Origin of the sequence: Streptomyces clavifer (assembly GCF_036345975.1) — a bacterium.
GTDB lineage: Bacteria > Actinomycetota > Actinomycetes > Streptomycetales > Streptomycetaceae > Streptomyces > Streptomyces clavifer.
On record NZ_CP107793.1, the window covers coordinates 16,042 to 41,785 of the forward strand.

The following is a 25,744-nucleotide window of genomic DNA, read 5'->3' on the forward strand; positions in this document are numbered from 1 at the left end:
GCAAAGGCGTTGGACGTGGCGGTGGGTGATGAGGCAGGTGGCGATGCCGAGGAAGGCTTCGTGGATGTCGTCGCGTCGTTCCCAGCGGTCGCGGAGGCGTCACTTGCCGCTGTAGACGGGGAACGCGCTGTGTTCGCCGTAGTCCACGTTGCGCAGGCTGCGCAGGGCGTCCATGTCATCGCCGGAGATCTCGAAGTCGGCCTTGGCATTGGTGCGCATGTGCTCGGGGTTGGCCGTCTTGGGCAGCGACACCGTGCCCAGCTGCAGGGTGTAGCGGATGCACAGCTGCGGGACGGACACGCCGTACTTCTCTGCCATCGCCTGGACCTCGGCGTTCCGCAGGATCGCTCCGTGTGCGATCGGCGAGTACGCCTCGACGAGGATCTGCTTGCCCTCGCAGTAGTCCAGGAGTTCCGAGGGGGTGTTGCCGGCGTGGACGAGCAGTTGGTTCACGTGCGGCACGACGGTCGCGCCCTGCAGAATGTTCTCCAGGTCCTGCTGCTGGAAGTTGGACACTCCGATGGAGCGGATCTTGCCGGCTTCGTGCGCCTCTTCGAGCGCGCGCCATGCTTCGCGGTTGCCCTGGGCGTAGTCGCCGCCGCGGTAGTCGTTCCACGGCTGCGGGCTGTGGATGAGCATCAGGTCGATGTACTCGACGCCGAGTTTCTCCAGTGACTCGTCGATCGCGTCGGCAGCCTGGTCGTAGTCCTTGATCTCCGCTGCGAGTTTGGTCGAGACGAACAGCTCGTCGCGGGGGACGCCGGCGGTACGCACGCCTTCGCCGACGCCGCGCTCATTGCCGTAGGCCTGGGCGGTGTCGATGTTGCGGTAGCCGATCTCCACGGCCGCGCGGACCGCCTCAGCCACCTTGTCGTCGTCGATGAACCAGGTGCCGAGCCCCAGTTTGGGGATTTCGACGTTGTTGGACAGGGTGTAGGTCTCGTCCAGGATGGTCATGCGTTCGCTCCGTTCTTCGGCAGCTCGCCGTACACCTCGTCGGTGACGGGCTCGAGCCATTCGTTGCTGACGTCTTCGCCCGGGGTGATGAAGGCGACGTGGGAGAACCACGAGTCGGCCTTCGCGCCGTGCCAGTGCTTCGTGCCCGCCGGGACACGGATCACCGTTCCCGGCTCCATGCTGGTGGGGTCCTCGCCCTGGGCCTGGTACCAGCCGCTGCCCGCCGTGCACAGCAGGATCTGGTCACCGCCGCCGCCCGTGCCGTGGTGGATGTGCCAGTTGTTGCGGCAGCCCGGTTCGAAGGAGACGTTGCTGACGGGAACGCTTCCCGAGGCGAGCGGCGCCAGATAGCTCTGGCCGATGAAGTACTGCGCAAAGGCGTCGTTCTTCTTCCCGAGCGGGAAGATCTGATCGAATCGGTTGACATTCATTTCGTCCTTTCCTTCTGTTTCAGCGCGTCTCGCCGGGCGCCGTGCGGCGGCGCGGCGTCCAGGGATCAGCTGGTCAGGCTGCGCGGCACTCCTAGCGGTTGACGTAGGCCATGTGCTCGGTGTTGTAGCGATCGCCGCTGACGCCGGCCCGCTGGGCAAGGCTGTCGAGGTCGGCGACCTCGTCCGCGGACAGCGCGACAGCCGTCGCGGCGTTGTTCTCCTTGATTCGGGCCGCGCGGCGTGTGCCGGGGATCGGTACGATCCCTGGCTGCTGCGCGAGCAGCCAGGCCAGGGCGATCTGGCCTGGAGTCGCACCCTTCACTTCGGCGAGCCGGCGGACGTGGTCGAGGAGCGCCTGGTTCGCGGCCAGGTTCTCCGCCTTGAAGCGCGGGACCCTGTGGCGGATGTCCCCGTCGGTGAAGGTCGTGGAGGTGTCGACGGTGCCGGTGAGAAAGCCCTTGCCGAGAGGGCTGAACGGCACGAACCCGATGCCGAGCTCGGCAAGCGTGGGCAGCACCTCAGCCCCGGGGTCCCGTGTCCAGAGCGAGTACTCGCTCTGGACCGCGGTCACGGGGTGGACGGCGTGTGCGGCGCGGATGGTGGCGGCCGAGGCCTCGGAGAGCCCGAAGTGCCTGGCTTTCCCCTCGGCGATCAGCTCGCCGACGGTGCCTGCGACGTCCTCGATCGGCACGTCGGGGTCGACGCGGTGCTGGTAGAACAGGTCGATCGTCTCCGTGCGGAGCCGCTGCAGGGACTCCTCCGCGACGCGGCGGATCTGCTCGGGACGGCTGTTGAGGCCGACGCTCCGGCCGTCTTGGATGTCCCACCCGAACTTCGTGGCGATCACGACCTGGTCGCGGATCGGCTCGAGCGCCTCGCCGACCAGCTCCTCGTTCGCATAGGGCCCATAGACCTCCGCGGTGTCGAAGAACATCACACCCTCGTCGACCGCGGAGCGCAGCACCGCGATCATGTCGTCGCGACTGCCGGGGTTGGGGCCGTAGCTCTGCGACATGCCCATCGCGCCGAGCCCGATCGCGGAGACTTCCAAGCCCTGTCCGAGTGTTCTGGTGTGCATGGTCATCTCTCCTGGATCTTTGTCGGGTGCCCACCGACGGGCGGCCTCGCGGGGGACGTCGCGGCGAGGCTCGCCAGCAGCTGCAGGCGCTCCTGACTGGGCGAGCCGGGCTCGGCGGTGTAGATGAGGAAGGACAGCCCGGGTTCGGCGGTCAGCTCCATCCCCTCGTAGGTCAAGGTGAGGTCGCCGACCTCGTGGTGGTGGAACCCTTTGGTACCCGATCCGTGGCGGCGCACATTGTGTGCTCCCCACCGGGTGCGGAACGCGTCGCTGCACGTGGACAGCTCGCCGATCAGGTCGTGCAGTTCCTTGTCCCGGGGATCCCTGCCGGCTTCGGTGCGCAGGATCGACACGGTGACGTCCGCGGCCGCGTCCCAGTCGGGGTAGAACACCTTGGCCCGTTCGTCGAGGAAGCAGTAGCGCGCCAGGTTGGTCTGTCCTGCTCCGTCGAAGACCTCGTCGTAGAAGGCGCGCCCGAGGGCGTTGGTGGCGAGGATGTCCATCCGTCCGTTGCGCACGAACGCGGGCCCGTGGTCGATGACGTCCAGCGCACGGGTCAGGCTGTCCCTGGGCACCCACTTCTTCGACCTGCGCCTGCGCACGGTCCGGGCCGCGCCGCTGGCTGCCCGGGCGAGGTCGAAGAGGTGCTCGCGCTCGGCGTCGTCGAGCTGCAGCGCCCGCGCGACCGACTCGAGGACGGCGTCGGAGACGCCGGCCAGGTGGCCGCGCTCGATCTTGGCGTAGTACTCCGGGCTCACGTCCGCGAGCATCGCCACCTCGCCGCGGCGCAGGCCCGCCACCCTCCGGTGTCCGGAGACCGTCAGACCGGCCTGCTCGGGAGCGAGGTTCGCTCGACGGGACATGAGGAACTCCCGTGCTTCGTTCCTGGCTTCCATGCGTTCCACGTTAAGGCGCGAAGGCCCGGTGAGGGATGCCCTGCCAGTACGTCCTTCACCGGTGACTCCCTCTCTTTGCAGGTGCGGCGATGTCATTGGCATTGCACCTTCAGAGAGCGACCGACGGACATCGACGCTGGTAGGGAAAGATCATGGCTGAGAACACAAGCACCGGCTGGACCGGCGGGAAGAACGCCTTCGGCGACTTCGCTCCGGGGATGGTCCATTACACCGACAGGGTCCTCTTCGACGAAGTCTGGGAGCGTGAGGGCCTGTCCAAGCGCGACCGCAGCCTCATCACCATTTCTGCTCTGACCGCGCTCGGGAAGATGGACCAGCTGCAGTTCCACCTCGGCTTCGCCCGCCAGAACGGCGTCACCGACGAGGAGCTGCAGGAGGCTCTGCTGCACTTGGCGTTCTACTCCGGCTGGCCCAACGGCATGGGAGCGACGAGCGTGCTGAAGAGCGTCGTCGAGCAGCAGGACTGAGCACGCCCCAGGCAGTGGCCTCCGCGTCGGCCGGATGGTCGGCGAGGCGTCCCGATCGCGTCTCGCGGCTTCGGGCGGCGATCAGGCTCCTGGTGACAGTGGCTGTTTCTGATGCCTGCACGTCAGGCGCCAGGGCAGGGGTCTGGGGTATGCCCGCTGGGCTCGGTCTCGTCGATCCGGCTTGCCGTCGTGATCAGCTCTCGACAGGTACGGGTTCCGCGTGGACCGACACGGTGGTGAGGTGGAGACCGTCGCCGCCGAGTCGGAGCGTCGGGGGCAGGCTGTCACCGAGGGCATCCGAGACCTCGGCGGCCGGGTGGCCGAAGAGGTTGATGCTGCGGAGGACAACTGGGCAGGCAGACGGCCCAGTGAGTGTGAAGGGGTCGCGGGTGAGGCCGATGCCGGCCAGGCCAGGGGTGTCTTGGTGCCGGCCGCGGCGGTCCGTGGTGTCGCCGTATACGTCGAGCGTCAGGCCCCGGTACTGCGCGCTGAAGGCCCAACGGGCGCCACAGACCCAACCCTGGCGAACGTCCGCGACGGTGGCGACGGCCCACTGGGCGGTGCGCTCGTCCATGCCGAAGCGGAGGGTGCCGGCACAGCCGGGGAGCCGGAGACCGACTTCGGGGAGTAGCTCGAACATGCGGAGATGGTCGCAATGAATGGCGCTGCGTCACAAGCCGGAACCGGTGATCACCTGCTGCCGACTTCCTAGGGTCGTTTCCTGTTCCTGCAGATGAGGCGGCTTGCGCGAGCTGGTCCGGACGAACGGGTCGTCGACGGCTCGGTGCGACGGGCCGACTTGCGGGTAGGCCGCCTGGTCATGAGCGTGATGACGGCCCAGGTGATGAGCGTCTCGAAGTGCTGAACGAGCCGTTCGTAGTCATGCGTGTAACGGCGGGCGCAGGGGCCGCTCTGCCGGGCGCCTCCGGGCGCAGGAGCACGTCGGGTCGGGTCGGGTCGGGGAGAAGAAGGCCATGGGGGTGGCCGGTGTCTGCGGAGCGCGCGCTCAGGCCATTCGGGTCGCTCCCGGCGAGCTGCGCGGTGTCTACGGGCCGACCGGCACAGCCCCGGGACGTCGGGCCCTGCAGTCGGCGCAGTCCGCGGGGTGGCTGTCACGTAACGGAATTGGGGGCCTACGGGGTGCCCGGAGTGGGGTCGTACGCGGCTTCGGCGGGCCGGCGGAAAGGTTCCGGGCGTGGTGTGCGGCGCCTGGGCCGACTGTTTCCCGGCACGTTCTCATCCGCCCGCCCGCAGCTTCGCCAAAGCGGCTCTGACCTGGCATTTCCTTAGATCTCGCATAGGCTGCGGAGGTCTGCCGGACGCCATGGGAGGGGTCTTCATGAGTGCGGAAAGAGCAGGGTACGGCGCTGTCCGGATCGAGGAGCTGGAGGGGTGGGAAGGCATTCGGAAACGGCCCGGTATGTGGGTGGGCTCGACCGGTGAACGCGGTCTGCACGAGTTGGTGTTCCAGGTCGTCGGCCGGGTGGTGAACGACGTCCTGGCCGGCCGTGGCGGCGACTGTATCGATGTCACGCTCACCCGCGACGGCGGTGTGCGGGTCGCCGACAACGGGCCCGGGTGTTCCTTCACGGCCCCCCGGGACGCCGGCGGCCCCGGCCTCGAAGCCCTGCTGACCAGCGTGTGCGCCGAGGCCGAGCCCTGCGGCCGGCACATCGCGTACGTGAGCCATAGCTGTTTCGGTGGAGGTCTCTTCGTGGCCAACGTCCTGTCGAGCAGGCTGACGGCCGAGGTCCGGTGTGAGGGGAGCCGCCGGGTCCAGGAGTACGCGCGCGGTGTCGCGGCCGCCCCGCCCGCCGCCCTGGGGCCTACGGCCGGCAGCGGGACGACCATCGTTTTCTGGCCCGACACCGAGATCTTCGGGACGACGCGGTGCTCGTTCGCCGTGCTGGCGGAGCGCTTCCGGCAGGTGGCCTTCCTCAACCGGGGCCTGGGACTTTCACTGACCGACGAACGCCCGGCGGGCGGGGCCCGGGCGGTGAGCTTCCGGTTTCCGGACGGAGTGCGGGACTTCGTGGCCGCACTCGACGCGGAGACGGGGGCCGTCCTGCGTCCGGACGTGATGGGCTTCGAGCGGGAGGATCCGCGGATGGCGGGAACGATGGAGGTGGCCCTGTTGTGGAGCGGGTCCGGCCAGGAGCGGATACGCAGCTTCGTCAACAGCCGGGCCACTCGCGAGGGCGGCGCGCACGTGGACGGCTTCAGAGACGGAGTGGTGGCCGCGGTCACCGCGTACGTGCGAGAACGGGGGCTGCCCGCGGCGGACACCGATGGCTGCGCCGACTGGATGGGCGAGGGCCTCACGGCAGTCGTGTCGGTGAAACTCGACCGCCCCGAATACCTCGGCGCCACGCACGAGTTGCTCGGCAACACCGACGTACGGGACTGTGTCGGGGAGGCCGTCCGTGAACATCTCGGCAACTGGTTCGAGGAGCAGCCGTCACAAGCCGCGCAGGTCGTCGACCGGATCCTGCGGAACACCCGCCAGGACTGAACAAGTCCGCGGGGTGGTCCGTGGCCGGCACGTCACGTACCGGGGCGGGACGCTCGAACCGTCGCCCACCGGTACGCCCTTGCCACCGGCAGCCCGTAGTGGACCGCGTCGCCATCCGGAGCGTGTGGTCACCATCGGCCGGGTCGGCTTCTGCGGCCAGGAGGCCGTCGAGGCGTTCCGGGCTGTCCACCAGGGGCGTAGGAACGCCGGGTTGGGCGTCTCCGAGCTCGGGAGCGGCGGCCTCGATGGCGAGCGGGGGTGTCTGTGGGGTGTGCTGAGGTCGTCGTGGTCGCGTGGGGGAGCTGCGCCGGGGCTGGTTGGTGTCGGCGGGGCCTGGCCGTGCGGCCGGCACGTCTACGGCGGCGGTGCCTGAACGTGGGAACGGCCGTCAACATGGCCAGGACCAGGTGCACCGCCGAAGCCGAGCGCCGGGCGCAGCGGCGGGAGTAGGGCGGGAGTGGCGGGGCGGCTGCGTCCTGGCGTGCTGCGTTCCTCGGCCGGCCCGCCGCCCCGCGGTGGGCCGGAGGAGAGGGGTCGGCCAGGGCCGCCGGTCAGCGGTGCGGTTCGGCGAGGAGGTTCTTGGCCGGTTCGTGCTCGTCTTCTGGCTGTCCTGATCGGTCCGGGTTCAGAAGGGGCAGGCCGGGTTCGTCGGAGTGGATCTGGAGGGCGTCGCCCTTGAGCCGGTGCGGCCGGGGGCGCTGGTTGCCCGGCGCTGGGCTGTTGCGGTTTGTCGCTGGTGGTCAGGGGGTGCGGGGGAATAGTTGTTCGACTGCGGTCACTACGGCGGTGCGACGGGCTGCGGTGGTGGAGTCTGCGGCGTGTTCGGTCGCGGCTCGGGTGAGTTCGGGTTGGGCTGCCCAGGTCGTGGCGATCTGGTTGACCAGGGCGAGGATGTCGGCCGGGTCCCAGGCTGGGTCGAGTTGTCCGGCCTGCTGGGCCTGGCGGAGCTGGGTGAGCTTGCGGGTGATGGCAGCCCGGGTGGGATCGGAGTCGGCGGCTTCGGTGTCAGCCAGTTCGAGGCGGCCCCAGGCGAGCAGACGGTGGTGGTCGGGGCGGGCGGTGAAGTAGTCGAACAGGCGGCCCGCGTACCCGGGGAGGTCGGACGGGTCTATCTGCGTGGCTTCGGCGATGACGGAGAGCTCTCGCGTGGCGACGTAGGTGTAGAGCGCTTCCTTGCTGCGGAAGTAGGCGTAGACCCGTTCCTTGCTGGTCCGGGCGAGTTTGGCGATGCGGTCGACTCGGGCGCCGGCGATCCCGTGGAGGGCGAACTCCTCCATGGCCGCGGTGAGGATCCGCTCACGCGTGGTGTCACTGCTGTCGGGGGTGGCAGCGGGCGCGGGGATCCGGCCGGAGTCGGGGGAGTCGAACATGGCCCCAGGATAAGGCAGCGAACTGTTTGGTTTGGTCTTGCGGCTGCCTGTCCGTAGAGTTAAAACCGAACAGTTCGGTTCGACCCTTTCGAGTGGGACCGGCAAAACACTGAGGAAGTGAACTCATGCAGCACCGCACTCTGGGCTCCCAGGGCCTGCGCGTCTCGGCCCTCGGCCTTGGCGTCATGGGCATGTCCATGGCCTACGGGGCATCGAACGATGACGAGGGCACGGCGACCATCCACCGTGCCCACGAACTCGGAATCGACTTCTTCGACACCGCCGAGCTGTACGGCGCCGGTACCGGGAGCAACGAGATCCTGCTGGGCAAAGCGGTCCGGGACTTCCGCGACGAGGTGGTCCTGGCCACCAAATTCGGCTTCGACATGACCTCCCAGCCGATCGGTTCCGGCTTTGACAGCCGCCCCGAGAACATCCGCAGGGTCGCCGAGAACAGCCTGCGCTACCTGCAGACCGACCACATCGACCTCTTCTACCAGCACATTTCCGACCCCGACGTGCCCGCCGAAGAGGTCGCGGGCGTAGTCGGCGACCTGATCGCCGAAGGCAAGGTGAGGTACTTCGGCCTGAGCAACGTCGGCCCCCAGTACATCCGCCGCGCCCACGCCGTCACCCCGGTCTCGGCCCTCCAGTACGAGTACTCCCTCTTCGAGCGCGAGGTCGAGGAGAAGATCCTCCCCGCCCTGCGGGAACTCGGCATCGGCCTGGTTCCCTACTCCCCTCTCGGCCGAGGTTTCCTGACCGGCACGGTCAAGCCGGCGAGTGAATACCCCGCAGACGACATGCGCAACTGGGACGAGCGCTGGCAGGGCGAGAACTACACCTACAACCTGCGCGCCACTGAACAGCTCAAAGAACTCGCCGCGGCCAAGGGCATCACCACCGCTCAGCTCGCGCTTGCCTGGCTGCTCGCCCAGGGCCAGGACGTCGTGCCCATCCCCGGCACCCGCAGTGCCAAGCGTGTCGAGGAGAACGCCGGCGCGGACGGCGTCCAACTCACCGGTGCCGACCTGGCCCGCATCACCGAAATCCTCCCCCACGGCTCGGCGGGCAGCCGATACCCGGCCGCAATGCTGTCCAGTTTCACCACCGCCTGAACCCGCCGGCACCCCAAGGCTCCCTGTTCCGCAGCCCTTCGGGCCCCGCTCGCCGCGCCACCGGTACTGGCCGCGGCGAGCCGCAGCGGCGGACCTGCCTTCCAGCCGGTCCGTCGCGCCGCTGCCGCCTTGCCGTCCCGCCGGGCACGCTGAAGCCGGCTTCCTGGTGGAGTTCGTCCTCCACGAGGATCGCCGGGGCGGCTGCGGCTTCGATGCGTCCGCGCACCCGGGTCGCGCGGACGCTCTGCGTCTCGGTGGGCCTCCCCGGCGCGGCGTGCTCTCCACGACGGTCAGGCGCCCGGGCCACAGGGCCGGTGTCCTGGTCGCGCCGGAGCGGCCCGGCTTCGGACGGGTCGGGCGGCGCGGCGACGGCGCTGTCGTCCCCTTCGCGTGAGTGGTGGTGAGAGCCGGACCGGGACGTTTTCTGAGGGTGCGCACCGTCCTGCGTGCGCCGGCCACGGTCGGACCGTCCAGATGCATCGAGGCAGCCGCCCGCCGCGCCACCCCCTCCGGATCGATCGTCGGGGCGGCCGGAGCGTCCTGGCCGTTCGGGACGAAGGCCACGCCACCGCGGCCCGAGTCGCATGGGACCTCGTAGACCTGATCAGGGAGGCCTGACCGGTGGTGGCCTGGGCGTCATGGAGCCGCAGCCCCCGGCCTGAGACCGGCCCATCAGCTCGTCGATGAGCTGATGGGCCACCGTCTTCGACGGCGAGCGACCGGGCCAGGATCTCCTGTTGAGCCCGAGCCTGCCCAGAGGGTCAGAGAGCCTCAGGGGCCGGCAGCCTGCCGTCGAGGTTCCCTGTGGGCAGAACCGTGGTCGAGTTGTGTTCGCGGACGATCCGCCAGCCGTCCGGCGTTCGGCGCCAGACCAGCGAGGTCGTGGTACGAATGTCCGTGGTGACGTCGGGCATGGTGATCCGCGCGACGAACGTCAGGGTGGACGCGGCCAAATCGTGGTCGGCGATGACGTGCGGGCCGTCATCGACGGCATGGTGTGCGGAGACCATCTTGTGAAAGTTGGGCTCCCAGATCGAGCCGTATCCGGCGGCTGTCTTCGCCACGCGCTGTTCGGGGTCGAAGTCGTCGTAGAGGCGGACGTCCGGAGAGCTGAAGTCGTAGAACTCGTCGAAGGTGCGCCGGAAGTCGAACGGTGCGTCCCCCTCGTTGCGCTCCCAGCCGAACATCCACCGGCTGTGCAGGTCCGCGATCACTTGTTCATCGTTCATGACTCGACGCTAGGACCGCGAGCGGGGTTCAGGGAGGGTCCGTCGCACCCACCCATCCGTCGGACAGCCAGGAGCGCAGGTAGACCGAGGTCATGCGCTGCATGATCGCCTGTCGATCGAAATCCTCGTGGTCCGTCTCCTTCAAGGAACAGCCCATGGCGCCCGCCTGTCGTTCTCAGCCGAGCTGGGTGGGAACGACCGTCAGCTCGGCGATGTTGACCCGGGCCGGCACCGCCACCGAGTACGTGATGGCGTCGGCCACGTCTTCCGCGGTGATGGCCGTGATGGCCGAGCGCATCCTGTCCAGCCCGGTCCGAGTCGCCTCGTGTGCCATGTCGGCGCCGAGTTCGGTGACGGCGAAGGCCGGGTCGACGGACCGTACCCGTACGCCGCGAGGGCCGAGAGAGGCGCGCAGGTTGCGGGTCAGCTGAGTGACCGCCGCCTTGGTCGCGCCGTAGACGGGGTAGTCGGAGAAGATCACCTCCGCCGCGATCGAGCTGAGGTTTACCAGGTCCGCGGGCCGTCCGGCTTCGGCCGCGTCGAGCAGGTCCGTGATGAAGACCCGGCCGGTCGCCAGCAGACCTCGCAGGTTCACGTCGATCATCTGGTCCCACTCGGCCGTGTCCGCCTCCTCGAAAGGCGCTCCGAGCATCACCCCCGCGTTGGCGACGACCAGGTCGGGCCGGCCCAGGGTGGCACGGATCGTCGATGCGGCGGTGGTCAGTGCGGCGGCGTCGGTGACATCGACCGCGAGCGGCAGAACCTTGGCGGAGTGTTCCTTGCGCAGGGTCGCGGCGAGGTCGTCCAGTAGCCGGGATCGCCGGCCGAGCAGCGCTACCGTCGCTCCGGCGGCGGCAAATCGGTGTGCGGTCGCGGCGCCGATCCCGGCGCTGGCCCCGGTGATCACCGCGACCCGGCCGGCCAGCAGACGCGCAGGCCCACCGGCGACGGGCGAAGAGGAGTTGTTCGGCAGGTTGTCTGCAACGTTGGCGTTGGTTGTCATGGGACCGAGCCTGTTCGGTGAGTGGGCGTTCAGCCAGGGCGGTGTTGTCCAGGGTGTGCCACACCCAGGCAACCCCTCGCGTGCGCGCCTATCGTTGCGGCATGGACAGTGCCAACCCCTTGGGTGAGTTCCTCCGCGCGAGGCGAGAGATGACCAGCCCGGACCGGGCCGGTCAGCCCTGGTCGGGCCGGCGCAGGACGCCGGGCCTGCGCCGGGAGGAGGTCGCCCAGCTGTCCGGCGTCAGCACCGACTACTACGCCCGACTGGAACAGGGACGGGAGAAGCATCCTTCCGCACAGGTGGTGCACGCCCTGGCCCGCGCCCTGGGACTGGATCCCGAGGAGACCGCGCACCTGCACCAACTGGCACGAACGGCTCGCGGCACTGTCCGGCGAGGTGGTGGTGTGTCGGTGGGACCCAGTCTGCTGCGCCTGATGGACGGCTGGCATCACACACCCGCGCTGATCCTCGACCACCGGCTGGATGTGCTGGCGGGCAACCGCCTCGGACGCGCCCTCTTCGCCGGGATGCTGGACCATGGCGAGACCAACCTCGTCCGGTTCACCTTCCTGAACCCGGACGCCCGGAACTTCTACCCCGACTGGGACCGTGTCGCCAAGTCCGGGCTCGCGGCCCTGCGCGCGGGTGGCGGCGACCTCGTGAACGATCGCCGGCTCACGGAACTGGTCGGCGAACTCTCCCTGAAAAGCCCCGAGTTCCGCGCTCTGTGGGCCCGGCACGATGTACGGGGCAAGGCGCACGAGGCCAAGGCCTTCCACCACCACCAGGTCGGCGAGATGACCCTGACCTACGACTCGTTCACCGTCGACAGCGCCCCGGACCAGCAACTCATCGTGTACCAGGCCGAGCCCGGCAGCGCTTCCCAGCAGGCCCTCGCACTACTCGGCACAGTGGCCGCCGACCTGCCCATCCTGCCGACGCCTGCCGACTATGTCACTTAGTGATCTGTTCCGGAAATCCTTCGAGGGTTGACGTCAGACCTTCCCTCCGTGGCGGTGGACACGCGTCGTTGATCACGCGGCGAGCATGAGTTCAGCCGCGTGGTGTCGGCGTTCGTATTCGTCGGGGCTGAGACGGCCGTTGGCGGAGTCCCGACGGCGGGCGTTGCAGCGGATCAGCCAGGCGAACACCTTGGTCCTGCAGGTGACCGGGTCGCCGTAGTCGCGGGCGCCTTTGAGCGTCTCGCGTGTGAGGGACGCGTGGAAGCTTTCGCAGGCCGCGTTGTCCGCGCTGGTGCCGACCGCACCCATCGACCGGGTGACCTTGACCTGGTCGCAGAGGCCGGCGGCGGCCCTGGTGTCGGCGTACGGGTCAACGAGGGTGCGGAGGTCGGCTCCGCTCCCCGTGTCCCACACCCGCAGGGAGCCGCTCGCGCCCGAGGCGGCCCAGGCGCCGTCGTGGGCGACGACGAGGGAGGTGACAGGGGCGGTGTGTCCGGTCCGTACGCGCACCGGGGTGCCGGAGGCCGGGTCCCACACGGTCGCATCCGGTCCCGCGGCGGTGACCAGACGGCTGTCGTCCACGGCGATTGCCAGGGCGGTGATCTCCCCGGTGGCGCCTCCCGCGCCGGCGGCGTCGGCGCGCGGCGGTTCCCAGAGTCGTACGGTGTGCTCGCCGGCGACGGCGATCCACGCGCCGTCCGGGGCGACGGCGACGGACGTGGTCCGTCCGTCCAGGGCGCCGAGGAGGGTTCGGGACTCCACGTCCCACACCTCGGTCCGCCGGCCTCCGGTGACGATCCAGCGGCCGTCCGGGGCGACGGCGAGCCGGGCGTCCATGCCCGTGGTGGACCGGATGGCCTGCGGCGCGGCGCCGGGGCCGGTGCCCCAGATCCGCGGCCCGTCGGTGTGCTGGGTCACCAGCCAGGTGCCGGACGGACCGACGGCCACCGAGCCGTGCGCGCCGGTGTAGGCGGTGGAGAGTGTCCGGAGTCCCCGGCCGGTCGCGGTCTCGAACAGGCGGGTCGTGTCGCCGCTGCACGTGGCGAACCAGGAGCTGTCCGGGGCCGTCGCCAGCGCCTCCACGGGGTAGGCGTGGGGCACCTCGCGCAGGCGGTGGCCCGAGGCGGTCTCCCACACGGTGACGACGTGGTCGACGGAGGCCGTCACCAGAAGGGATCCGTCGGGCGAGACCGCGAGGGCCGCGACGGTGTCGCTCAGCCGGGTGTCCGCCTCGACGGAGAACGTGCGGAGCTCCGCGCCGGTGGCGGTGGCCCACATCCGTATCCGTCGCGCGTCGGCCGCGAGGACCCAGGCCCCGTCGGGCACCACGGCCACGCGCCCGACGACGGTGCCGTCGACGGGGAGCACCAGGACGCAGCCGCCGTCGTCGGGGTTCCAGAGGCGGACGGCGCCGGGCTCGGCCGTCGCCAGGACTCCCCCGCCGGTGGCGACGGCGGTGACGGGCCGCGCGAACCCGGTGAGGCTGCGCAGGACGCGGTCGTCGGGCAGTCGGTGACGGTTGGCCAGGTACGGCCGCAGGCCGGGGTCCCGTCGACGGGCGGCGACCTGGCCCTGCCAGTGCGGCAGGTCCTCCAGACGGCTGTGGAGCACGTTCCGCATCAGGCGAGGGGCGTCCGGGGATCCGAGCAGGTGCGAGGCGCGGGTCAGGTCACGGGCCAGGGCGGCGGGGGCGGGACCGGGGAGGCGGGCCAGGTCGCTCCAGGGCGCCGAGGGCCCGCGTTGCGCAGCCGGGTCTCGACCCAGCGGATGTCTCCGGCCAGCCGTTCGGCCTCGCCGGTCCGGCCTGCGGCGTGCAGGTGCTCGACCAGGTGGTCCAGGAGGTACCCGTCGGAGAGCTCCCACCAGGACGGGCCCGCGGCTCCGCCGGCCACGGTGGCAGCCGCCGCGTCCACCAGCACCCCGTGGAGGGCGGTGAGGCGGGTCGGTCCGAGTTCGCCGCGCAGGTAGTCGCGGAGCACGTCGTGGAGGGTGATGCAGCCGCCGTGCGCGGTGGAGAGGGTGACGAGCGACAGGCTGCCGAGCCGTCCGCAGAGGGTCCGGGTCTCCGCCGCCGGCAGTCCTCCGGTGGACTGCCGGCGGCGGGCGATCAGCTCGATCGGGACGGCCTCGTCCTCGACGAACACGCCGAGCTCGGCCAGTCGTTCCGCGCCGCCGGGCGGCAGCAGTGTCGTCGCCGCCTCGACGGTGGCCCGGACGGCGAGGGCGCGGCGTTGCGGATCGTCGAGGTCCAGCGGGGCGGCGGACGGGTCCGCCGCCGCAGGCCCTCGTGCCCTGAGGTTCGCGAGCACGTTCTCCGCGGCGTCGAGCACGGCCGACGGGTCGGCGGTGGAGGCGATCTGGTCGGCCATGAGGCGGTTGGCCAGACGGAGCAGGAGGGCCCACCGTCCGGTGGCCGCCAGCAGCTCCCTGACCGTCGCGGGAGGCAGCGGCGGAAGTTGCCAGGTGAGGACGCGGCGGGCCTGCTCGACGGTCATCTCGTCCACGGTGACCCGGGCGGTTCCCGGCGGCAGGAGGCCGGGCACGCGGGTCGTCACGAGCCGGACGCAGCGCGCGCCGCCCAGCAGGAACGGCGCCAGCTGGGCCGCCTCCCACACGTCGTCCAGGACCAGGAGCGTCCGGGGCCGCTGGTCGAGCAGCCGGCCGAGGTGCGCGCCGGCGAGCGCGGGGTCGTCGAACGCCGTCGTGTCGCCGGTGATGAACCGCGTGGCCTCGGCGACCTTGGCCGCGATCGCCGCCCTGCCCCGCACGTCCCGCCCGACGGTGATGGTGAAGACACGGCGCCGGAAGTGCCGGCGGACCTTCGGGTGCGCGCACACGACGCGGCCAGCGTCGTCTTGCCGAACCCGCCGGCCCCTTCCAGCGAGGTCGTGATCGCGATGGCCCGTCCGTCGGCCTTCGCCCGCACCGCGGCGACGGCGCGGTCGCCCTCTCCCCGGTCGACCACCCACTCGGGCACCCGCGTGGCCGGCGGCGGGGGAGGATCGGCGGTCGCGCCCTGCGCGGTGGCCCAGCTCGCCGCGAACGCGAGGATGAAGGCGGCGGCGAGGTACCCGACGGACTGCCAGGAGTGGGTCCGGATCCAGTCCAGGGGCTTGGGCCACCGCTCGTCCGACGTGGCGGCGTTGGCCGCCAGCGAAGCGAGGACGCCGACGGCCACCGTCGCCGGCGATACGGTCGCAGCCCTCAGCAGGGCGACGACGATTCGGCGCGTCGGCATGCGTCCACCCCCCGGTCGGACGTCCGTCGGGGCTCCCGGCCGGTGACCCGCGAAGGCCCGCGGCGGGAATCCCCTCCGATGCTTTTCGGAGATTGCCGCGGGACACCTCCCGGGGACGCCGACGTGGACGCGGGGTCGACGCACCCGTCCGACCGGGGGCCGCTTCCTCTTGAGGGGCTGCTCCGTCCCCGTCAGCGTCGCGTACACCACCGTGTTGGCGCGGTATCCGGTGTCGCTGGGCCAGTCGCCGCCGCAGGTGATGAGGCGGAGTGCGGGGGGAGGTGCTGTAGACCCGACCGGCCCCGACCCGTCGGGCCGCATCGATGCCTCGTGCATCCTCGTGTACGGCCTGATCCCCGAGACCGAGAAGGGTTCGGTCGTCCACGCCCCGCTCCCGCAGGCCCCGGCCTCCGGCGACATCCGTCAAGCGCCGCCGTCAGCCAGCCTTTTACGAGCTCGTATGCGGAAGAGGGCGCCGTCGGCCGTGCGCGCTGTGTCGAGGGGAGATCCAGCTCACCCGCCTTCGCCACACCTGGACAATGCGGCATATATCAATCCACTTAGGCCATCTGGGGCGTATTATCCCGTAAGCCCAAACCAGGGCGAGACCGGCATCGAAGGAAGGGTGTACCCGCCCCGTTCCGTGGGCGGTCGAACTACCACTGGGAGTGCAACCGTGCGTACCCGTCTTCTCTCCGCAGCCGCCGCCGGCGTCATCGCGGCGTCCCTCGCTGCTCCCGCTCTCGCGTCAGCGGGAGCCGAGCCCACCCCCTTCGGTCCGCGCGGACGTGCGACGGCACCCGGTCTCGTCAGCGTGGGACTGACCTCGGACCAGCGCCTGGTCGGCTTCCGGGTCACGGACCCGGGCGACAGTTGGTCGTTCGGCAAGGTGTCCGGCCTGAGTGCGGACAGGAAGCTGGTCGGTATCGACTTCCGTGTCCAGAACGGCAAGCTCTACGGCGTCGGCGACCGCGGCGGCGTCTACACCGTGAACAGCGACGCGCAGGCCGTCAAGGTGTCCCAGCTCACCGTCGCCCTGGCGGGCGAGAACTTCGGCGTGGACTTCAACCCCGCTGCCAACCGCCTGCGCGTCATCAGTGACACCGGCCAGAACCTGCGCCACAACATCGACGACCCGGCCGCACCGCGAACCACCACACCCGACGGCACCCTCACCAACCCGACCACGCCGCCATCAACCGCGCTCGGCGTCACGGGGGCCGCCTACACCAACAACGACCTCGACGTCGACACCGCCACCACCCTGTTCGACATCGACACGGTCAACGACCGGATCTCGCTCCAGTCCCCGGCCAACGCCGGCACCCTCGCCCCCACCGGAAACCTGGGAGCGAACGCCGGCCCCCAGGCCGGGTTCGACATCTACTACAAGCCCTCCGACGGCTCCAACCGCGGCTTCGCGACTCTGAACACCGGCGGGAAGCAGCGCTTCTACCAGGTGAGCATCCTCGACGGCGAAACGTCCCTCGTCGGCGCGTTCCCGGCCGGCCGTCAGGTCGTCGACATCGCACTCCCGCTGAACCAGAACTGAGGACCACTGCGTCGGTGTCGGCAGAGGAGCCCCGCCGACACCGACGCAGGCAAACCGTGTCGCCTCGCCGGAAGCGAGATCCCCAACCACCGGACGAGGGCACAGCAGCCCTCCTACGGCACCTGCGTCCCCTCCTGCGGAGCCACCGCCGAACGCGTCCTCACCGACAACGGATCCTGCTCCACGTCATCCGGCGCGGATCGCGTCGCACGAGCGAGACGTTCCAGGCGGTGGCGAACAGACACCAGTCGACACAGGGCGCCGGAGCTACGGCGGCGGTACGGTCGCTGGCCGCCGAACGGCGGATCAGGTCGGCGTGGCTGACATCCGACAACACGGTGCCGGCCTGACCGGCCCGCGGGCTCCTGCGACGGAAGAGCAGATGATCCACGCCACGTTCGAGGCCGGATTCCCCTGCTCGTTGTAGAGCGCGGAAGCGGCCACGGTGTTCTCGTGCAGTGCCGTGGTGTGGATCGAGCCCCACGTGCCGTCCAGGCGCTGCCCCTTCGCCGACGGCAGCACCTGGTCTGGAGCAACGGTCGGCCGGAGCGGGCCTCGTGATGGCGGAAGCGGGCGGCGACCAGACCGCCGGGCGGCCTCACCCGGTAGACGCCGTCCCTGCCGTGCCGGATCACCGCGACCTTGTCCTCGATCCACTCCAGCACCCGTACGATCGCCTGCTGGTGCGCGGCCTCGATCCGGTCCGCGTACCGGACTTCCTAGCCGGGCCCGGGCGGGGGACTGTGGAAGTCGGGTCCCGGCGTTCCAGGTCCGTCACGCTTCTCCACCGCGGCGGCTGGGGGCTCCTCGACAGCGATGGCGCGCTCGTCGATGGCGAGGCGGCCCTCGCCGCGCTGTGCGAACCGGACGTGGAACCCGGCAGCCGGCGTGTCCCGCCCGGGGCTTCCCCGGGCGGGACACGGCGTGCGCAGGCCGGCGGTCATGAGGGCCGACTACTTGAGCAGGTAGGCCTTCACGATGGTGACCTGGTAGGTGTTTCCTTGCCTGTCGGTGAGCTTGGCCTTGAGGGAGACCGAGGTGGCCTTCTTGGGGTGGCTGAGGGAGAGTGTCCGCTTGCTCTTGTTGGTGAGAACGGGGGCCTTGGACCAGGTCTTGCCGCCGTTGTAGGAGACCTGTACGGACAGGCTCTTGAAGCTCTTGGCTGCCGGACCCTGGAGGGTGAGCGGGACCGTGAGCTTCTTCCCGGCTGCGGCCCGGCTGTGCAGGTCGAGCTTCGGGGCGAAGCGGACCGAGGAGAGCGGGAGCACCGTGTAGTTGTCGGCCGGGGTCTTCTTGGAGCGGAAGGTCCAGGCGGCGGTGAGGCGGGTGGTGACGCCGGCGACCTTGGTGGAGCGGGTCGCGTCCGTGCTGATCCGGTAGGCGGCACTCTTCGACGGCAGGCCGTAGACGTCCTGGCAGAGGCCCTCTTCGGAGTTGAGGAGTTTCTTGCCGTCGGCGGTGACGCGGGTCTGCTGCTTCGTGACGGTCGACAGGCCGATGTTGCCGGCGCCGTCGGTGTACTCCGCGATGCAGAAGCTGAGGTCGTTGCCCGAGCGGCGGGCGGTGTTGTAGGTGTTGATCTTGGGGCTGAACACTCCGACGTTGAACGTCTGTGTGTAGGTCTTCCCCCGCTGGTAGGCCTTCGGGGTCGGCTCGTTGAAGATGACCTCAAGGCTGTCGTCTCCGCTGCCGGGCTGGTGCTGCCCGGCGGAGAAGCCCCAGGTGACGCCCTTGCGGGTGTCCGGGTCGGCCTGGGTGCCCTTGCGGGTCTGGACCGGTGTCTCCAGCAGGTAGGTGCCCTTGGGTACCCGGGTGCGGAGGATGCCCTGGCCCTTGGTGTCGTAGGCGTCCAGGGCGAAGTCGGTGTTCTGGCCGGGGATGAAGGTGCCCGACTGCGAGGGCCGGCCATCCACGCGCCTGCCCGCACCCGGCATGCGGCCCGCCTCCGCGGCCCGGTGGCTGCGGGAGCAGCGGGCGACGCGATGTCACGGGGTGGCCGGTGCCGTTCCGGTGCTCTCGTCGGCCCGGCGGCGCAGCGCGTCCTCGTCGGTGCGGGCGTCGTAGCTGACGAGCTTCGGCAGCGCGGCGGTGAGCAGGCCCACCGCGGCGACACAGGCGAGTCCGCCGCTCCAGATCGCCGGGCGGGCACCGGTCCAGCCGGCCATCGCCCCGGCGCGGACCTGGCCGAGCTGGGGACCGACGCTGTAGGAGAGGACCTCGATGCCGGCGAGCCGCCCGCGCAGCCGGTCGGGAATGGTCTGGTTCCAGATGGTGGAGCGGCCGAGACCGCTCAGCATGTCCCCCGCTCCCGCGAGGCCGAGGCACGCCAGTACCAGCCAGACGTTCGACGCCCACCCGGCCGCCGCCATGGCCAGGCCCCAGCCGGCGGCGCCGAAGACCACCAGCAGGCCGTGCCGCGGTGTCCGCGACGCCCAGCCGCTGGTCAGACTCACCAGCAGCGACCCGACGGCGCCCGCCGAGTACATCAGGCCCAGCGCCCAGTCGGCGTCGAGCTCGTCGGCGAGGAAGGGGAAGATGGTGTTGGGGAAGGCGAAGAACATCGCCGCCAGGTCCACCGCGTACGTGCCGAGGAGCACCGGACGCGACCAGGCGTACCTCGCCCCTTCCGCGATGCCGCGCAACGACGGCTTGGCGGCGTGCTCGACGGGCGGTACCGGGGAGAGCCGACGGCACATCAGGACCGACCCGAAGAAGCAGACCACGGTGGTGGTGTAGGCGGGGACGTTCCCGGCGTACGCCACCACGAGGCCGGCCAGTGCGGGTCCGCCGATCGCGCCCGCCTGCCAGCGCAGGGCGTTGAGCGCGGCGGCGGCGGGAAGCTGGTCGTGCGGGACGATCCGGGCCAGCAGCGAGTCCAGGGCGGGACGCTGGAGTCCCGCCAGTGCGGCCACCCCGGCCGCCACCAGGTACAGCGGCCACAGCATGGGGCTGGGCAGCAGCGCGTTCAGCAGCAGGAGGGCGGCCAGCACGCCCAGCCCCGCTTCGGTCAGCACGATGACCTTGCGCCGGTCCACCGCGTCCGCGAGCGCGCCTCCGTACAGGCCGAAGACCACCAGTGGCACCAGTTCGACGGCGCCCATCGCGCCCACCGCGAGCGGTGAGCCGGTCAGTTCCTTGATCTGGAGCGGCAGCGCGATCAGCGCCATCACACTGCCGAGATAGGTGACCAGGCCCTGCACCCACAGGAGGCGGAAGTCCCGGGAGGAGCGCCAGGGTGTGAGGTCGGGCAGGATCGCGGCGAGCTTTTTGATCATGGTTCAGCGGTTCCCGGCCGTGTGCTGCGGCGACCCGGCCGTGTGCTGCGGCGACCCGGCCGTGTGCTGCGGCGACCCGGCCGCGGTTTCGGCGGCAGCGGTCGTCGAGTGGTGGCGTCCGATCGGCAGGACGAGGGGCTTGCCCGAGACCGGGTCCTCGATGACGCGGCTTTCCATGCCGTACACGGCCCGGATGGTGTCCTCGATCATTACTTCCCCGGGTGTTCCGGAGGCGTGCAGTCGCCCGGACGCCAGGGCTATCAGCCGGTCGGCGTAGCGGGCGGCCAGGTTGAGGTCGTGCAGGACCATGACGATCGTGGTGCCGCGGGACCGGTTGAGGTCGGTCAACAGGTCGAGGACCTCGATCTGGTGGCTGATGTCGAGGAACGTGGTGGGCTCGTCGAGCAGCAGCAGGTCGGTCTGCTGGGCCAGCGCCATCGCGATCCACACGCGCTGGCGCTGGCCGCCGGAGAGTTCATCGACGGCCCGGTCCATCAGGTCGGTCGTGTGGGTGGCCTCCAGCGCGGCGGCGACCGCGGCGTCGTCCTCGGCCGTCCAGCGGGAGAAGGCGCGCTGGTGGGGGTGGCGGCCCCGGCCGACCAGGTCGAGGACGGTGATGCCCTCGGGAGTGACCGGTGACTGCGGCAGAAGGCCGAGGGTGCGGGCGAGTTCCTTGGCGGGGGTGCGGTGGACCTCCTTGCCGTCCAGGAGGACCCGGCCGGTGCGCGGCACGAGCAGCCGGGACATCGCGCGCAGCAGCGTCGACTTGCCGCAGGCGTTGGCGCCGACGATCACCGTGATCCGTCCGGCCGCGAGGGTCAGGTCCAGGCCCTCGATGACGGCGCGGTCTCCGTAGCCGAGTTCGAGGTCCTCGGTGGCGAGGGTGTGGGACGCGGTCACAGCGAGCCTCCGGCCCGGTTGGTGCGGACGATCAGGTAGACGAGGTAGGGCGCGCCGAGGACGCCGGTGACGATGCCCACGGGGTAGCGGACGTCGAAGGCGTACTGGCCGGTGAAGTCGGCGACCAGCACGAGCAGGGAACCGACCAGTCCGGCCGGGACCAGCAGGGAGCCGCCGGTTCCCGTCAGGCGGGCGGCGATCGGGCCGGAGAGGAAGGCGACGAAGGCGATCGGTCCGGCGGCCGCCGTCGCGAAGGCGATCAGTCCGACGGCCGCGACGATCACGATCACGCGGGTGCGTTCGACGCGGACGCCGAGCGCGGAGGCCGTGTCGTCGCCCAGGCTCAGCGCGCTCAGGTCACGGGCCCGGGACAGCAGCACCGGGCCGCACACGAGCACGGCGAGGACGGCGGGCACGGTCTCCGCCCAGGTGGTTCCGTTGAGGCTGCCGGTGAGCCAGCGCATCGCCTCCTGGAGGTCCCACTCGCCGGCCTCCGACAGGACGTAGGAGGTGACGCTGTCGAGCAGGGCGGCGACACCGATGCCGATCAGGATGAGCCGAATGCCGGCGACCCCGTCCCGGAAGGCGAGGGTGTACATGAGCAGTGCCACCCCGAGGGCCGCGGCTATCGCCACGGTCGACACCCCGGTCCCGCTCATCGAGAAGGTCACGATGGCGAGGGCCGCCGCCGCGCTCGCTCCCGCGGTGATGCCGATGACGTCGGGGCTGGCGAGCGGGTTGCGGAGCATGGTCTGGAAGGTGACGCCGGCCATGCCGAAGCTGAAGCCCGCGGTCAGGGCCAGCACCGCCCGCGGCAGTCGCAGCGTGCCGACGGTGAAGGACGCTCCCGGCACCTGCTCGCCCATGATCACGCGCAGCACGTCACCGGCCGGATAGAAGGTGTGGCCCGCCATGAGGGACGTGAGAAACGCGGCGGCTACGAGGACCAGCAGCGTGAGGACGAGGAGCCGGCGCCGGTTCGCGCCGCGGACCCGTGCCCGGGTGACGGCCGACTGTGTGGACGACGGGACGCGGACCGCTGGTGCGCTCACAGGGACCTGACCTTTTGGCGTCGGACGATGTGGATGAAGAAGGGGGCGCCGATGATCCCGGTCAGGATCCCCACGTCGATCTCGGCCGGGCGTGCCACGACCCGGCCCACCACGTCCGCGGCCGTCAGCAGGACCGCGCCGCTCAGCGCGGAGAACGGCAGCAGCCAGCGGTGGTCCACACCCACCAGGAGCCGGCAGACGTGCGGTACGACGAGACCGACGAAGAGGATCGGTCCGGCGACGGCGGTGGACGCGCCGCACAGCACCACCGCACCGAGCGCCGCGCCACCCCGGACGAGGGCCACCCGCTCGCCGAGTCCGGCGGCCAGGTCGTCGCCCAGTGCCAGCGAGTTCAGGGCGCGTGCGGAGGCCAGGCAGATGACGAAACCGGCGCCGAGGAACGGCAGGACGCTGCCGAGCTGCTCGTAGGAGGCGCCGCCGACGCCGCCGATCTGCCAGAGCCGGAAGGTGTCGGAGATGTCGTTGCGCGGCAAGACGACGGCGCTCACCAGGGAGGTCAGCGCGGCCGTGATGGCGGCACCGGCGAGGGCCAGTTTCAGGGGGGTGGCGCCGCCGCGGCCCAGCGAGCCGATGGCGTACACGAAGGCGGCGGTCAGCGCCGCCCCGAGCATCGCCACCCAGATGTACCCGTCCGCCGACGCGAGCCCGAAGTAGGCGATGGCGGTGACCACGGCCAGCGAGGCGCCCATGTTGACGCCGAGGATGCCGGGGTCGGCCAGCGGGTTGCGGGTCACCCCCTGCATGACCGCGCCGGAGAGTCCGAGGGCGGCGCCCACGACGACGGCGAGGAGGGTGCGCGGTATGCGCTTGGCGACCGCGGCCTCCTCCAGGGTGGCCTCCGCGCCGCCGAGTGCCGCCCACACGTCGGACCAGGCGACGCCGCGGGAGCCGAAGGCGAGGGAGGCCACCATGACGGCGGCCAGGACCGCGGCGACCATGAGGAGCCACAGGACGCGGACGCGCGCCGGACGCCGTATCAGCACGGCGTCCGGCGCGACCGGGGTGGGGGTGACGGTCACTTGGCCTTGTCCGCGGCCTCGGCGAGTGCCTTCACGTAGTCGTCCAGGACGTACGGGATCGACAGCGGGGTGGGGTTGGCGGCGGTGGCCAGCGGGGTGCTGCCGGGCAGCAGGTAGATGGAGCCCCGCTTCACGGCAGCCAGCTTCGAGGTGAGCGGATCGTCCTTGAGGGCCTTGAGCAGTTCGCCGGTGTCGTCGCCGTAGCCGGTGATGATGTCGACGTCGTTGAAGTCGTCGATGCGCTCGGCGCTCTTGGTGAGGACGAACTTCTTCGTGGACTCGGACGGCCCCGAGATGCTGGCGGGGATCTTCATGCCGAGGTCGGTGAAGAACTGGGTGCGGGTGTCGTGGGTCGTGTAGAAGCCGACCTCGCTGACGTCCTTGGAGGACACGTGCGTCATGAACATCGCCGTCTTCCCCTTGAGCTGGGGGTACTTGGCGGCGGTCTTGCCGATCTGTCCCTCGAGGTCGCCGATGAGCTTGTCACCCTCGTCGGCGAGTCCGATGGCTTTGCTGTTCTGGCGGATGATGTCGCGCCAGGGGGTAGCCCAGGCGGCCTCGGGGTAGGCCACCACGGGGGCGATCTGGCTGAGGGTCTCGTAGTCCTGCTCGGTGAGCCCGGAGTACGCGGCGAGGATGACGTCGGGCTTGGTGTCGGCGACGGCCTCGAAGTCGATGCCGTCGGTCTCGTCGAACAGGACGGGCGTCTTGGCGTCGAGTTCCTTGAGGCGCTTCTCGGTCCAGGGCAGTACACCGTCCCCGTCGTCGTCGCCGAAGTTGGCCTTGGCCATGCCGACGGGGACGACGCCGAGGGCGAGTGGCACTTCCTCGTTGGCCCAGTTCACGGTGGCGACACGCTTGGGCTTGCTGGGGACCACGGTGGTTCCGAGGGCATGCTTGACCGTCACCGGGAACTGGCCGGAGTTCTTGGCGTCGGCACCGGCGGCGTTGTCGTCGGTGCCGTCGGTGCCGCCGCAGGCGGTGAGACCGATCAGGAGGGCCGCCGCGAGGGCGAGCGTGCGGAGGCGTGGAGTTCTCATCGGCCCGTGCTCAACTTTCACTCTAGTTAGGTAAGGCTTGCCTGCAAAGAGTATGGAGCTGGGGCGTGTGGATCAATCAAGCTTTCCCGACAGCCCTTGTAGCGATCGGGACACACAGAACGGTGCGGGCGCTCCGGCGCGGCAGCCCCCTCAGCGCACCCGGAACCTGCCGGGAGTCATGCCGGTCGTCCGCCGGAAGGCAGCGCCGAAGGCGCTCGCCGAGCGGTAGCCGACCGCGTCGGCCACCACGTCGACCTCGAAGCCGAGGGACAGCAGGTGCACGGCGTGCTGGGCCCGCACCGAGGCGACCCAGCGGGCGAAACTCGTGCCCGTCTCACTCTGGAAAGCGCGGGTGACGGTACGGGCGCTGCATCCCAGCGCGGCGGCCCATCCGGTCAGCGTGCGCTGGTCGGATGGATCGCCGCGTACGGCGTCCACGATCGGCCGCAGCAACGCGGAGGTGGGCAACTGCACCAGCAGGGCCCTGGGCGAGGGCCGCAGGACGTCGAGCACCATCACCTCGGCCACCGCCCTGGACGCCGGCGGCAGTTCGGGCTCCTCGATCCGCTCCAGGAGCAGCCGCAGCAGCGGGGTGATCTCCACGGCCACCGGCACGTCGGGCAGTGCCGACCGGGTGCCGTGCCGGAAGAAGTGGGCGCGGTAGGAGGTTCCGGCGACCGCGGAGGCGGAGTGCAGTTGTCCCGCGGGCATCCACAGCCCCAGCGTCGGCGTGACGCACCACACCTGGGAGCCGACGACGGCGGTGGAGGTCCCGTACTCGTTCCAGAGGAGTTCGTGCCAGGGGTGCGAGTGCTCGTTCCACGTCGTGTCGGCGGCGACGAACTCCTCGTACCCCTGGATCACGAAGGGCACGTCCCCCTCGCCCGCGGCGAGTGCCGGCAGGTCCCTGATGACACGCATGCCGTTCAGGCTAACCGGCGCCCGTACCGCGCCCACCGCCGCCTCAGGACGTGAGGCCAGCCACAAAGGTCCTGGTCAGAGCTGCCGGTACGGTGATGGCGGCCCCAACGACGAGACCGAGCCCGCCCGCCGCGAGGGCCTGGGCGGCCTGCTCAGGGGGCGCGATCGGCCCTCGGCGATCACCGGGACGGGGACCGCGGCGACGAGACCGGAGACGACGCCCGACCCGTCACCGCCGGACAGATGCGGGACCTGGTCGAGCGCGCGTGCCGCCACGTCGGCAAGCTCACGGCGCGGACCGTGGATTCGCCCGTTCGGGCAGGTGTGTGCGGCGGAGGATGAGCATCGCTGCGGCGGCTGAGAGGACCGCGGCCGCGGGAAAGCTGAGCCAGAGCCATGGGGTCCCCAGCAGGCTGAAGGTGAGCAGGAGCGGGACGTGGACGGCGAGGACCGAGCCGATGGAGATCACGGACGAGCAGGGATTCTGTACCGATCTCGCGGATGCCCCAGTCAGGGATACGCGGACCGGCCACGAGACGTTCACCGGATGCCGACTGCGCACCACCGGCAGCGGACGGCGGCCCTCCGACTTCTCGCCCGGCAGCACGTCGTCGTGGTCGGCGGCGGCAACTCCGGTGCAGAGTGCCCGCGGACCTTGCCGCCCACGGAGACGTGGGCCTGA

Annotated in this window: 26 protein-coding genes and 1 pseudogene; 5 read left to right on the forward strand and 22 right to left on the reverse strand. The window is 70.6% G+C overall.

The features are described from left to right. Positions 1-3: 3 nt before the first annotated feature. From OG927_RS00070 to OG927_RS00090, 5 genes and pseudogenes are all read right to left on the reverse strand, one after another. Positions 4-99: pseudogene (locus OG927_RS00070) on the reverse strand (IS5/IS1182 family transposase); the annotation flags it as partial. Next, on the reverse strand, positions 100-957 hold the full coding sequence (locus OG927_RS00075; protein ID WP_124283553.1) for an aldo/keto reductase: 858 nt from the start codon (positions 955-957) through the stop codon (positions 100-102). Next, positions 954-1,388 carry a cupin domain-containing protein gene (locus tag OG927_RS00080; protein ID WP_124283554.1) on the reverse strand — a complete coding sequence of 145 codons (435 nt, stop codon included), beginning with the start codon at positions 1,386-1,388 and terminating at the stop codon, positions 954-956. Before OG927_RS00080 ends, OG927_RS00075 begins: the two co-directional genes overlap by 4 nt. Positions 1,389-1,479: 91 nt before the next feature. Next, positions 1,480-2,466: an aldo/keto reductase gene (locus OG927_RS00085; RefSeq protein WP_330319451.1), complete on the reverse strand. Its 987-nt coding sequence runs from the start codon at positions 2,464-2,466 to the stop codon at positions 1,480-1,482. Positions 2,467-2,468: 2 nt separating this feature from the next. Beyond that, positions 2,469-3,362 (reverse strand): helix-turn-helix transcriptional regulator, encoded by an 894-nt coding sequence (locus OG927_RS00090; RefSeq protein WP_056791369.1) that lies wholly within the window; start codon positions 3,360-3,362, stop codon positions 2,469-2,471. Between the two features lie 152 nt (positions 3,363-3,514). On the opposite strand from OG927_RS00090, the gene OG927_RS00095 reads away from it, so the two are divergent. Continuing rightward, positions 3,515-3,850 carry a carboxymuconolactone decarboxylase family protein gene (locus OG927_RS00095; protein WP_056791366.1) on the forward strand — a complete coding sequence of 112 codons (336 nt, stop codon included), beginning with the start codon at positions 3,515-3,517 and terminating at the stop codon, positions 3,848-3,850. A 193-nt stretch (positions 3,851-4,043) separates the two neighbouring features. Here OG927_RS00095 and OG927_RS00100 read toward each other — a convergent pair whose 3' ends face one another. Continuing rightward, positions 4,044-4,490 carry a hypothetical protein gene (locus OG927_RS00100; protein ID WP_124283557.1) on the reverse strand — a complete coding sequence of 149 codons (447 nt, stop codon included), beginning with the start codon at positions 4,488-4,490 and terminating at the stop codon, positions 4,044-4,046. 699 nt (positions 4,491-5,189) lie between these two features. Here OG927_RS00100 and OG927_RS00110 point away from each other — a divergent pair. Next, on the forward strand, positions 5,190-6,362 hold the full coding sequence (locus OG927_RS00110; protein ID WP_330319452.1) for a DNA gyrase subunit B: 1,173 nt from the start codon (positions 5,190-5,192) through the stop codon (positions 6,360-6,362). Between the two features lie 740 nt (positions 6,363-7,102). Here the strand turns inward: OG927_RS00110 and OG927_RS00115 are convergent. Next, entirely contained in the window at positions 7,103-7,732 is a 630-nt protein-coding gene (locus OG927_RS00115; protein ID WP_056791358.1) for a TetR family transcriptional regulator, read from the reverse strand. A 125-nt stretch (positions 7,733-7,857) separates the two neighbouring features. On the opposite strand from OG927_RS00115, the gene OG927_RS00120 reads away from it, so the two are divergent. After that, positions 7,858-8,850 carry an aldo/keto reductase gene (locus tag OG927_RS00120; RefSeq protein ID WP_330319453.1) on the forward strand — a complete coding sequence of 331 codons (993 nt, stop codon included), beginning with the start codon at positions 7,858-7,860 and terminating at the stop codon, positions 8,848-8,850. A gap of 761 nt (positions 8,851-9,611) precedes the next feature. On the opposite strand, the gene OG927_RS00125 is transcribed toward OG927_RS00120, so the two are convergent. From OG927_RS00125 to OG927_RS00135, 3 genes are read right to left on the reverse strand one after another with little or no spacing between them, the layout of a single operon-like run. Further along, on the reverse strand, positions 9,612-10,079 hold the full coding sequence (locus OG927_RS00125) for a YybH family protein (protein WP_056791349.1): 468 nt from the start codon (positions 10,077-10,079) through the stop codon (positions 9,612-9,614). Between the two features lie 28 nt (positions 10,080-10,107). Continuing rightward, positions 10,108-10,236, reverse strand: coding sequence for a hypothetical protein (locus tag OG927_RS00130; protein ID WP_282434502.1), 129 nt, complete (start codon positions 10,234-10,236; stop codon positions 10,108-10,110). Between the two features lie 18 nt (positions 10,237-10,254). Further along, the gene (locus tag OG927_RS00135) at positions 10,255-11,082 is read right to left on the reverse strand and encodes an SDR family oxidoreductase (protein WP_079100724.1); all 828 of its coding nucleotides are present in this window, start codon (positions 11,080-11,082) and stop codon (positions 10,255-10,257) included. Positions 11,083-11,183: 101 nt separating this feature from the next. Between OG927_RS00135 and OG927_RS00140 the strand changes: the two genes are divergently transcribed. Continuing rightward, positions 11,184-12,044, forward strand: a complete 861-nt coding sequence (locus tag OG927_RS00140) for a helix-turn-helix transcriptional regulator (RefSeq protein ID WP_056791346.1) — start codon at positions 11,184-11,186, stop codon at positions 12,042-12,044. A 72-nt stretch (positions 12,045-12,116) separates the two neighbouring features. On the opposite strand, the gene OG927_RS00145 is transcribed toward OG927_RS00140, so the two are convergent. Then, entirely contained in the window at positions 12,117-13,664 is a 1,548-nt protein-coding gene (locus OG927_RS00145) for a hypothetical protein (RefSeq protein WP_330319454.1), read from the reverse strand. A gap of 44 nt (positions 13,665-13,708) precedes the next feature. Continuing rightward, positions 13,709-14,881, reverse strand: a complete 1,173-nt coding sequence (locus OG927_RS00150) for an NB-ARC domain-containing protein (protein WP_124283562.1) — start codon at positions 14,879-14,881, stop codon at positions 13,709-13,711. A gap of 1,077 nt (positions 14,882-15,958) precedes the next feature. On the opposite strand from OG927_RS00150, the gene OG927_RS00160 reads away from it, so the two are divergent. Continuing rightward, positions 15,959-16,834, forward strand: a complete 876-nt coding sequence (locus OG927_RS00160; RefSeq protein ID WP_330319455.1) for a DUF4394 domain-containing protein — start codon at positions 15,959-15,961, stop codon at positions 16,832-16,834. Positions 16,835-16,947: 113 nt separating this feature from the next. Here the strand turns inward: OG927_RS00160 and OG927_RS35930 are convergent, their stop codons facing one another. The 10 genes from OG927_RS35930 to OG927_RS00205 form a co-directional block, all read right to left on the reverse strand. Continuing rightward, positions 16,948-17,532 (reverse strand): relaxase domain-containing protein, encoded by a 585-nt coding sequence (locus OG927_RS35930; RefSeq protein ID WP_408058124.1) that lies wholly within the window; start codon positions 17,530-17,532, stop codon positions 16,948-16,950. Between the two features lie 255 nt (positions 17,533-17,787). Then, entirely contained in the window at positions 17,788-18,747 is a 960-nt protein-coding gene (locus tag OG927_RS00165) for a hypothetical protein (RefSeq protein WP_330319456.1), read from the reverse strand. 72 nt (positions 18,748-18,819) lie between these two features. Next, positions 18,820-20,109 (reverse strand): MFS transporter, encoded by a 1,290-nt coding sequence (locus OG927_RS00170; RefSeq protein ID WP_330319457.1) that lies wholly within the window; start codon positions 20,107-20,109, stop codon positions 18,820-18,822. Between the two features lie 3 nt (positions 20,110-20,112). After that, positions 20,113-21,009: an ABC transporter ATP-binding protein gene (locus OG927_RS00175; RefSeq protein ID WP_330319458.1), complete on the reverse strand. Its 897-nt coding sequence runs from the start codon at positions 21,007-21,009 to the stop codon at positions 20,113-20,115. Then, positions 21,006-22,061 (reverse strand): FecCD family ABC transporter permease, encoded by a 1,056-nt coding sequence (locus OG927_RS00180; protein WP_330319459.1) that lies wholly within the window; start codon positions 22,059-22,061, stop codon positions 21,006-21,008. The genes OG927_RS00175 and OG927_RS00180 overlap by 4 nt, the downstream gene beginning before the upstream one ends. Then, positions 22,058-23,020, reverse strand: a complete 963-nt coding sequence (locus tag OG927_RS00185; protein ID WP_079100729.1) for a FecCD family ABC transporter permease — start codon at positions 23,018-23,020, stop codon at positions 22,058-22,060. The genes OG927_RS00180 and OG927_RS00185 overlap by 4 nt, the downstream gene beginning before the upstream one ends. 77 nt (positions 23,021-23,097) lie before the next feature. Beyond that, on the reverse strand, positions 23,098-24,141 hold the full coding sequence (locus OG927_RS00190; RefSeq protein ID WP_056791313.1) for an iron-siderophore ABC transporter substrate-binding protein: 1,044 nt from the start codon (positions 24,139-24,141) through the stop codon (positions 23,098-23,100). Between the two features lie 150 nt (positions 24,142-24,291). Then, entirely contained in the window at positions 24,292-25,062 is a 771-nt protein-coding gene (locus tag OG927_RS00195; RefSeq protein ID WP_056791310.1) for a helix-turn-helix transcriptional regulator, read from the reverse strand. Positions 25,063-25,137: 75 nt separating this feature from the next. Then, entirely contained in the window at positions 25,138-25,338 is a 201-nt protein-coding gene (locus tag OG927_RS00200) for a hypothetical protein (protein WP_157866824.1), read from the reverse strand. Positions 25,339-25,348: 10 nt separating this feature from the next. Continuing rightward, complete coding sequence (locus OG927_RS00205) at positions 25,349-25,531, reverse strand: hypothetical protein (protein ID WP_124283568.1); 183 nt, start codon at positions 25,529-25,531, stop codon at positions 25,349-25,351. Between the last annotated feature and the right edge of the window lie 213 nt (positions 25,532-25,744).